The organism is Brevundimonas sp. UBA5936 (genome assembly GCA_002430835.1).
Lineage (GTDB): Bacteria > Pseudomonadota > Alphaproteobacteria > Caulobacterales > Caulobacteraceae > Brevundimonas.
This window is the reverse complement of sequence record DJDA01000047.1, coordinates 1-8,375: the sequence shown is the minus strand read 5'-3', so window position 1 is coordinate 8,375 and position 8,375 is coordinate 1. Positions and strand designations below refer to the sequence as shown.

Annotated in this window: 8 protein-coding genes; 7 read left to right on the top strand and 1 reads right to left on the bottom strand. The window is 66.8% G+C overall.

Annotated elements, in window-relative coordinates:
• Positions 1-1,301, top strand: a 1,301-nt coding sequence (infB, locus tag B2Y21_RS05190) for a translation initiation factor IF-2 (RefSeq protein WP_292057640.1), incomplete at its 5' end; no start/stop codon positions are given.
• A gap of 219 nt (positions 1,302-1,520) precedes the next feature.
• On the opposite strand, the gene B2Y21_RS05185 is transcribed toward infB, so the two are convergent.
• The gene (locus B2Y21_RS05185) at positions 1,521-2,264 is read right to left on the bottom strand and encodes an SAM-dependent methyltransferase (RefSeq protein ID WP_292057638.1); all 744 of its coding nucleotides are present in this window, start codon (positions 2,262-2,264) and stop codon (positions 1,521-1,523) included.
• A 142-nt stretch (positions 2,265-2,406) separates the two neighbouring features.
• Here B2Y21_RS05185 and B2Y21_RS05180 point away from each other — a divergent pair, with 142 nt between their 5' ends.
• From B2Y21_RS05180 to pnp, 6 genes are all read left to right on the top strand, one after another.
• Positions 2,407-2,937: a hypothetical protein gene (locus B2Y21_RS05180; RefSeq protein WP_292057635.1), complete on the top strand. Its 531-nt coding sequence runs from the start codon at positions 2,407-2,409 to the stop codon at positions 2,935-2,937.
• Between the two features lie 14 nt (positions 2,938-2,951).
• Positions 2,952-3,656 carry a DUF2459 domain-containing protein gene (locus tag B2Y21_RS05175; RefSeq protein WP_292057632.1) on the top strand — a complete coding sequence of 235 codons (705 nt, stop codon included), beginning with the start codon at positions 2,952-2,954 and terminating at the stop codon, positions 3,654-3,656.
• Between the two features lie 66 nt (positions 3,657-3,722).
• Positions 3,723-4,175, top strand: a complete 453-nt coding sequence (rbfA, locus tag B2Y21_RS05170; protein ID WP_292057630.1) for a 30S ribosome-binding factor RbfA — start codon at positions 3,723-3,725, stop codon at positions 4,173-4,175.
• Between the two features lie 4 nt (positions 4,176-4,179).
• A complete protein-coding gene (gene truB / locus B2Y21_RS05165) occupies positions 4,180-5,112 on the top strand; it encodes a tRNA pseudouridine(55) synthase TruB (RefSeq protein ID WP_292057628.1) in 933 nt (310 codons plus the stop codon).
• A 90-nt stretch (positions 5,113-5,202) separates the two neighbouring features.
• Positions 5,203-5,472, top strand: a complete 270-nt coding sequence (rpsO, locus tag B2Y21_RS05160; protein ID WP_024354282.1) for a 30S ribosomal protein S15 — start codon at positions 5,203-5,205, stop codon at positions 5,470-5,472.
• Positions 5,473-5,729: 257 nt separating this feature from the next.
• Positions 5,730-7,958, top strand: a complete 2,229-nt coding sequence (gene pnp, locus B2Y21_RS05155) for a polyribonucleotide nucleotidyltransferase (protein WP_125899566.1) — start codon at positions 5,730-5,732, stop codon at positions 7,956-7,958.
• Positions 7,959-8,375 lie beyond the last annotated feature (417 nt).

The window sequence follows — 8,375 nt, the reverse complement described above, 5'->3', positions numbered from 1 at the left end:
CCAACGTCACCGACATCGTCGTCCTGGTCGTGGCGGCCGACGACGGCGTCATGCCGCAGACGGTCGAGGCCATCCAGCACGCCAAGGCGGCGGGTTCGCCGATCATCGTGGCGGTCAACAAGATCGACAAGCCGGACGCCAATTCGCAGAAGGTCGTCAACGAGCTGCTTCAGTATGAAGTCATCTCCGAGAGCCTGGGCGGCGACACGCAGATCATCGAGCTGTCGGCCAAGGAGAAGATCAACCTCAACGGTCTGACCGACGCCATCCTGCTGCAGGCCGAAGTCATGGACCTGCGCGCCAACGCCGACCGTTCGGCCGAAGGCGTGGTCATCGAGGCCAAGCTGGACAAGGGCCGCGGCCCGGTCGCGACCGTCCTGGTCAAGCGCGGCACGCTGAAGCGCGGCGACATCGTCGTGGCCGGTTCGGCCTGGGGCAAGGTTCGCGCCCTGCTGAACGAGCGCAACGAGCAACTGCCTGAAGCCGGTCCGTCGGTTCCGGTCGAGATTCTCGGCCTGGACGAGGCGCCGTCGCCGGGCGACGTCTTCGCCGTGGTGGAATCCGAGGCCCGCGCCCGCGAACTGACGGAATACCGTCAGCGCGTGAAGCGCGAGAAGACCCAGGTCTCGGGCGGTTCGCTGTCGCTGGTCGACATGATGTCCAAGCTGCAGTCCAAGAAGGTCAATGAACTGCCGGTCCTCATTAAGGCCGACGTTCAGGGCACGGCGGAAGCCATTGTCAGCTCGCTGGACAAGATGGGCAACGACGAAGTCCGCGCCCGCACCGTCTATTCGGGCGCCGGCGGCATCACCGAGAGCGACGTCAACCTGGCCAAATCGGCCGGGGCGCCGATCCTGGGCTTCAACGTCCGCGCCTCGAAACAGGCGCGCGACCTGGCTGACCGCGAAGGCGTCGAGATCCGCTACTACTCGATCATCTACGACCTGCTGGACGACATTAAGGGCGTGCTCTCGGGCATGCTGGCGCCGCTCCAGCGCGAAACCTTCCTGGGCAACGCCAAGGTTCTGCAGGCCTTCGACATCACCAAGGTCGGCCGGGTCGCAGGCTGCCGCGTCACCGAGGGCGTGGTCCGCAAGGGCGCGCGCGTCCGCATCATCCGCGACGACGTGGTGGTGCTGGAGCTGGGCGTGCTCAACACGCTCAAGCGCTTCAAGGACGAGGTCAACGAAGTGCCTTCGGGTCAGGAGTGCGGCATGCAGTTCGCCGGCTTCCAGGACATCAAGGAAGGCGACTACATCGAGTGCTTCACCGTCGAAGAGATCAAGCGCACCCTGGACTAGGACGCTTGAGCCTCACGGCTTGAAACATGAAGGGCGCGGTTTCCACGGAAGCCGCGCCCTTTGTCTTTGGGGCGGGTGCCGATTTCCGCTCATCCCGGCGGACGCCGGGAGCCAGTTCTTTGGCCACGGGCGCGCGGGCGGCCGGAGGGATTTGGCGTGTGCGGGGTGTGAGGCCCTCATTGGATCCCGGCGTCCGCCGGGATGAGCGGGTGGTGAAGGTCAGGCCTCGACGGCGGACTTCAGTATCCCATCGGCGAAGGTCAGGATGAAGCGCTGAACCGGCGTCGCCTCGTTCGCCTGAAGCTCGACTTCGAGCCGTTCGCCGGTCAGTTCGGCGGTCAGACCGACCTCAGTCTCCCCCAACCAGGCGCGGCCCGTGACCTGCTGATAGGTCTGCTCCAGCTCCAGACGGCACGGCGTTCCGTCCGCGCGCGTCCAGTCCCAGCGCCCCGCGACCGGGGCCGGAACCGTCCATTTGTAAATGTAGCCGTCGGCGACCTTGATCCGTTCGTCGGCCTGCCAGTCGCCCATGTCGAAGGCGTGGGAGACGATGCGGGCGCCGGGCTTCAGCTGGCTGAGCAGGCGCGGGCGCAGTTCGACATTGATGGATTGCAGCAGATAGAGGCTGACCACGGTGGCCTCGCGGACATCGACGCTGAACAGGTCTTCCTCGCGGAAGTCGACCATGTGTTCGACCCCGGCCCAGCCGGCGAACTCCATGGCGTCGGCGATCCGCAGGGGGTCGACGTCGACGCCGACGCCGCGCGCGTCGCGATCACGGGCGGCGGCGATGACGATGCGTCCGTCGCCGCAGCCGAGGTCGTACAGCCGATCATTGGGACCGACCCCCGCCAGGCTCAGCATGGCCTCGACCGTGTCCTCTTCGGTCGGGACGAAGGGCACGGCGAGATAGTGGTCAGGATCCTGGGCGTAGTTGTCGATGTCGAAGGGGTCTCTGAACACGGTCTTGGATCATGCAGCGGGGGAGGGGGCGTCATCATGACGGATCGACCGTCGTCTTTCCACTCGATGGGCTTCATCTGTAGCGCGCTTGGCTTTAGGGTTCGGCCTTGACGCGTCGGGGGGCGCTAATGAATGGGCCGCCATGCCTCGTCCTAGCCTGTCTCTGCTCCTGATCGTCGCCAGTCTCGGCGCCCTGGCGACGCCGGCGCTGGCCGACACCCGGTTCCTGTCCTTCGACGCGCGCGACCGCGCCACCCAGGCCCTGACGCGCGGGGTGACGCTGGAGGTAGAGCGCGGCTGGTTCGGCGCCACTTCGGTCAGGAACCTGTTCTCCTCGACCTCGCGCGGGTCGGCGCGGTTCGAGCGCGGCGGGCCCGATCAGGTGCGCCGCGTCCTGCCGCAGGGGGCGGCGGACGGCGGGGTCTACAGCATCACGACCGACGGCGACGGCCGCGCCCTGTCGCGCGCCCTGTGCCCCGGCTCGGACCAGGCCTTCATCGTCGTCGGACGGGTACGCGCCGGCCATCCCCTGACGATCGAGACGGTCGGGCGCTGGGCCGACGGCCAGTTCCGCCACTGCGTCACCCTGAACTACGACTATCGCGGCGAGTGGGCGACGATGCAGGGATCCTCGCCCGCGCGCGACGTCCCCGCCGCCTTCGGGACCAACTAGGGAGCGGCGCGGAGGTGCTGATCCGCTGGAGCCTCGCTGTCCTGATCGGCCTGCTGGCCGGGGTATGGACGGCGCAGCGGCCGGGCGATCCTGCGCTGCTTCCCGCCGCATCGTCGGAGACGGCGATCGTCGTCCATCTGCTCGACAACGGCTTTCACACCGACCTAGCCGTGCCGCGCGCGGCGCTGGCGACGGGCGACGACGCCCTGGCGCGGGCGGTGCGGGCCCTGCCGCCGGGCGATTGGGTGCGGATCGGCTGGGGCGACTCCGTCTTCTATGTCGAACAGGGGGCGATCAGCGGCCGCCTGCCCGACGGGGCGCGGGCCTTCTTCAAGCCCGGCGGCAATCCGTCCGTGGTCATGCTGGACCCCGATCCGACCGATCCGGCGCTGTTTTCCGAGGCGGAGAGGGCGACGTTGCGCCTGTCGCCTCAAGGCTTCGCCGCCCTGCGCGCGCGGGTGGCGGCGTCGCTGCGGCTGGACGAGGGCGGGCAGGCCGTGGTTTCGGCGCAGAGAGACGGCGACGACGCCGTCTTCTACGCCAGCGGCGAGACCTTCTGGGTCGGGCATCTGTGCAACCACTGGACGGCCGAGGTGCTGAACGCGGGCGGCCTGTCCATGCCGATGGCCCGCAGCCTGACCTCGGGCGCGGTGATGCGGGCGGCCCGGCAGGCGGAACAGAGTGCGGCGGAACTGGACTTGAACGACGCAGGCGACTAGACCCCGCCCCTTCGCGTTTCAGAGCCGGCGTCCGATCCCCGGCGGCGCGAGCAGGAGGAGCCCACGATGGCCCGCAAGCAACACACCCGCAACGCCAGCGGCCCGCTGGGGCCGTCGCAGCGTCAGCTGCGCGCCGGCGAACTGATCCGCCACGCCCTGGTCGACGTCATGCGCGAGCATGAGATCCACGACGAGGCCCTGGTCGGCGTCTCCGTCACCGTGACCGAGGTGCGGATGAGCCCGGACCTGCGCCACGCCACCTGTTTCGTCGAGCCGTTGGGCGCCGGCGTCGAGGCGGCCGAAACGGCCGGGCAGGAGAGCGCCATCATCAAGGCGCTGAATGAACACGCCAAATTCCTGCGCGGCCAGCTGGGCCGCCGCATCGACATGAAGTTCACGCCCGACCTGAAGTTCCGCCACGACGAGAGCTTCGACACGGCCAGCCACATGGACCGTCTGTTCAATGATCCGCGCGTGCGCGCCGACATCGAACACGCTGACGACCAAGACGAAGACTGATCCCATGGCGCGACGCAAGAAGGGCGATCTCGTCAACGGCTGGGTGTGCCTGGACAAGCCCTACGAGATGGGTTCGACCGAGGCGGTGACGAAGATCCGCCGTCTGTTCAACGCCCAGAAGGCGGGGCATGCGGGGACGCTGGACCCGCTGGCCTCGGGCATCCTGCCTATTGCGCTGGGCGAGGCGACCAAGACGGTGCCCTTCATGATGGAGGCGCAGAAGGTCTATCGCTTCACCATCCACTGGGGCATTTCGACCGACAGCATCGACCGCGAAGGCGAGATCATCGCCCGTTCCGATGTGCGGCCTTCGGTCGAGGCGGTGACGGCGGCCCTGCCGTCCTTCGTCGGCGAGATCGACCAGACGCCGCCCGCCTTTTCGGCCATACGGGTCAATGGCGAGCGCGCCTATGATCTGGCGCGGGCGGGGGTCGAGGTCGAGCTGCAGTCGCGCCGCGTGACCATTCATGAGGCGGCGGTGACGGCCGCGCCCGACGCCGATCACGTCGAGATCACGATGCGGACGGGCAAGGGCGTCTATGTCCGATCGCTGGCGCGCGACCTGGCGATCATGCTGGGCGCCGAGGGCCATGTGTCGGACCTGCGGCGCGAGCGCGTGGGGCCCTTCTCGGTCGACAACGCCGTAACGCTGGATTTTCTGGAAGAGTTGGCGCATAAGGGCGCCGCCTTTGAGGGCTTGCTGCCCGTTTCGACCGCTCTGGACGACATCCCGGAGTTGGCCGTGACGGATCAGGACGCCCTCTCTCTGAGGCAGGGACGGCCGATCGTTCTGCTCCCCCGACAGATTGAAACGCTCAAGGCCCGGCTCACCGCCGGTTCGCGGCTGGTTTCGGTCTTCGAGGGCGGAACCCTGGTCGCGCTCGGCAATCTCAGGGCCGGTCGGCTTGAGCCCGACCGTGTTTTCAACCTCCCCTGACGCAAACTTTCCAGTTTGCCGACGGGACACCCAACGCCCTCAAACAGCGAGCCTCCGCGAGGCGAGCGATAGGGCAAGAAAGGACTCTCGATGTCGATTACGGCTGAACGTAAAGCTGAAGTCATCGCCGACAACGCTCGCTCGACGGGCGACACCGGTTCGGCTGAAGTGCAGGTCGCGATCCTGACGGAACGCATCGCCAACCTGACCGAGCACTTCAAGACCCACAAGAAGGACAACCACTCGCGTCGTGGCCTGCTGAAGCAGGTTTCGCAGCGTCGTCGCCTTCTGGACCACCTGAACAAGACCGACAGCGCCCGCTATCAGGCGCTGATCGCCAAGCTGGGCCTGCGTCGCTAAGGCGCGCCCGGTTGCGGATCGGATAATTCCACGAGGCGCGGGCGGACACGTCCGCGCCTCGTTCCGCTCCTAGACTACGCTTTCCCGTGCGCCGCGGGTCTTACCGGCGCAACCGACGCGAGGGCCTGAAATCCGGTCCTCAATCACCCGTCCGGCCGCGATGACGCGGCCTGGCTAATGGGGACCGCAGGACTGAACGGCCTGCCGCTCCGCACACCCCCGACGGGAATACGCCCGCGGGAGACGAAAGAAGAATAATGTTCGACATCAAACGCAAGACGATCGAGTGGGCCGGACGCCCGCTGACGCTGGAAACCGGCCGCATCGCCCGTCAGGCTGACGGCGCCGTGCTGGCGACCTACGGCGAGACCGTGGTTCTGGCCACCGTCGTCTATGGCCGCCAGCCCAAGCCGGGCCTGGATTTCTTTCCGCTGACCGTCAACTACCAAGAGAAGACGTTCGCCGCCGGCAAGATCCCGGGCGGCTACTTCAAGCGTGAAGGCCGTCCGACCGAGAAGGAGACGCTGGTCTCCCGTCTGATCGACCGCCCGATCCGCCCCCTGTTCGTCAAGGGCTTCAAGAACGAGACCCAGGTCATCGTCACCGTGCTGCAGCACGACCTTGAGAACGATCCCGACATCCTGGGCATGGTCGCCGCCTCGGCCGCCCTGACCCTCTCGGGCGTGCCCTTCATGGGTCCGATCGGCGCCGCGCGCGTCGGCATGATCGACGGCGAGCTGGTGCTGAACCCGGCCATCGACCAGATGGGCGAAAGCGCCCTGGACCTGGTTGTCGCCGGTACGCAGGACGCCATCATGATGGTCGAATCCGAAGCCAAGGAGCTTTCGGAAGACACCATGCTGAAGGCCCTGATGTTCGCGCACGCCGGCATGCAGCCGGTGATCGACGCCATCATCGAACTGGCCGAGCACGCCGCCAAGGAGCCGTTCGACTTCCAGGCCGAAGACCACTCGGACGTCGTCGCCTCGATCAAGAAGCTGGTCGGCGAAGACATTAAGGCCGCCTACGCCCATCCGGGCAAGTACGAGCGCCGCTCGGGCGTCGACGCGGCCAAGAAAACCGCCGCCGCCGCCCTGGTGAAGACCGACGAAAACCCCGAGGGCGTCGATTCGTCGAAGTTCTCGGCGGCGTTCAAGGAATGCGAAGCCGATGTCCTGCGTCGCGACATCATCGAGAACAGCCACCGCGTCGACGGCCGCGCCCTGGACAAGGTCCGCGCCATCGTCTCGGAAGTCGGCGTCCTGCCGCGCACCCACGGTTCGTCGCTGTTCACGCGCGGCGAAACCCAGGCCCTGGTCGTCGCCACGCTCGGCACCGGCGAGGACGAGCAGTACATCGACAGCCTGACGGGCACCTACAAAGAGTCCTTCCTGCTGCACTACAACTTCCCGCCCTATTCGGTCGGTGAAGCGGGTCGCATGGGCTCGCCGGGCCGTCGCGAAATCGGTCACGGCAAGCTGGCCTGGCGCGCCATCCGCCCGATGCTGCCGTCGAAGGAAGACTTCCCCTACACCATCCGTCTGGTGTCGGAGATCACCGAGTCCAACGGCTCGTCCTCGATGGCCACGGTCTGCGGTTCGTCGCTGGCTCTGATGGACGCCGGCGTGCCGCTGGTCCGTCCGGTCTCGGGCATCGCCATGGGCCTGATCCTGGAGCCGTCGGGCGAGTTCGCCATCCTGTCGGACATCCTGGGCGACGAAGATCACCTGGGCGACATGGACTTCAAGGTCGCGGGCACCTCGGAAGGCATCACCAGCCTTCAGATGGACATCAAGGTCGCCGGCATCACCAAGGAGATCATGCAGCAGGCCCTGACGCAGGCTTCGGCCGGTCGTCTGCACATCCTCGACGAAATGTCGAAGGCGATGGAGGCTCCCCGCGCCGAGCTGGGTGAGTTCGCGCCGAAGATCGAATCCATCAAGATCGCGGTCGACAAGATCCGTGAAGTGATCGGTTCGGGCGGCAAGGTCATCCGCGAAATCGTGGAAAAGACCGGCGCCAAGATCGACATCGGCGACGACGGCACCATCAAGATCGCCGCAAATGAGCAGGAAAAGATCGAAGCCGCCAAGGCCTGGATCCAATCGATCGCCTCGGAGCCGGAAGTCGGCACGATCTACACCGGCAAGGTCGTGAAGGTCGTCGACTTCGGCGCCTTCGTGAACTTCTTCGGCGCCAAGGACGGTCTGGTCCACGTGTCCCAGATCGCTCTGGAGCGCGTCGCCAACCCGGCCGACGTCCTGTCGGAAGGCCAAGAGGTCAAGGTCAAGTTCCTGGGCTTCGATGATCGCGGCAAGACCAAGCTGTCGATGAAGGTCGTCGATCAGGAAACCGGTGAGGACATCACCGACAAGATCAACGCCGAGCGCGCTGAACGCGGTGAAGCCCCGCTGTCGGAAGACACCGGCGGCCGTCCCAAGGGCGACCGCAACGGCGGCGACCGCGGCCGTCGCCGTCGCGACTAAGCCTCAGCGTCATCGCTGAACTGAAGAAGGCCCCGCTGGAAACGGCGGGGTCTTTTTTGTGCGCTATCGCTCGCGACGCGGTCGCGCGCTGTTTGAGCGCGTCCTTCTCCCTCCCCTTCATGGGGAGGGTGGCTGAGGCCGTCAGGCCGAAGCCGGGTGGGGACGACGAGGCTATTCAGACGCTGGGCTAGGGTCGCCAAGCCCTCCCCACCCGGTCTCCGCTTCGCTTCGACTACCCTCCCCATGAAGGGGAGGGAGAAGATCAGCCCTTGCATTCTTTCGGCGGGGTTTCGCCGTCACGGGCCCACATCGCGCAGGAACGGTCGATCTCGCCCTGGATCAGGTCGCAGGGGTTGGAGGCGTGGCAGGGCGGGCGGGTCGCCGGGCTGACGGCGATGCAGCGCTGGACCAGGCGGG

Excerpts from the sequence above, each read along its gene's own strand:
- B2Y21_RS05180 (WP_292057635.1), top strand. The coding sequence starts at position 2,407 with ATGCCTCGTCCTAGCCTGTCTCTGCTCCTGATCGTCGCCAGTCTCGGC.
- rbfA (WP_292057630.1), top strand. The coding sequence starts at position 3,723 with ATGGCCCGCAAGCAACACACCCGCAACGCCAGCGGCCCGCTGGGGCCG.
- truB (WP_292057628.1), top strand. The coding sequence starts at position 4,180 with ATGGCGCGACGCAAGAAGGGCGATCTCGTCAACGGCTGGGTGTGCCTG.
- rpsO (WP_024354282.1), top strand. The coding sequence starts at position 5,203 with ATGTCGATTACGGCTGAACGTAAAGCTGAAGTCATCGCCGACAACGCT.
- pnp (WP_125899566.1), top strand. The coding sequence starts at position 5,730 with ATGTTCGACATCAAACGCAAGACGATCGAGTGGGCCGGACGCCCGCTG.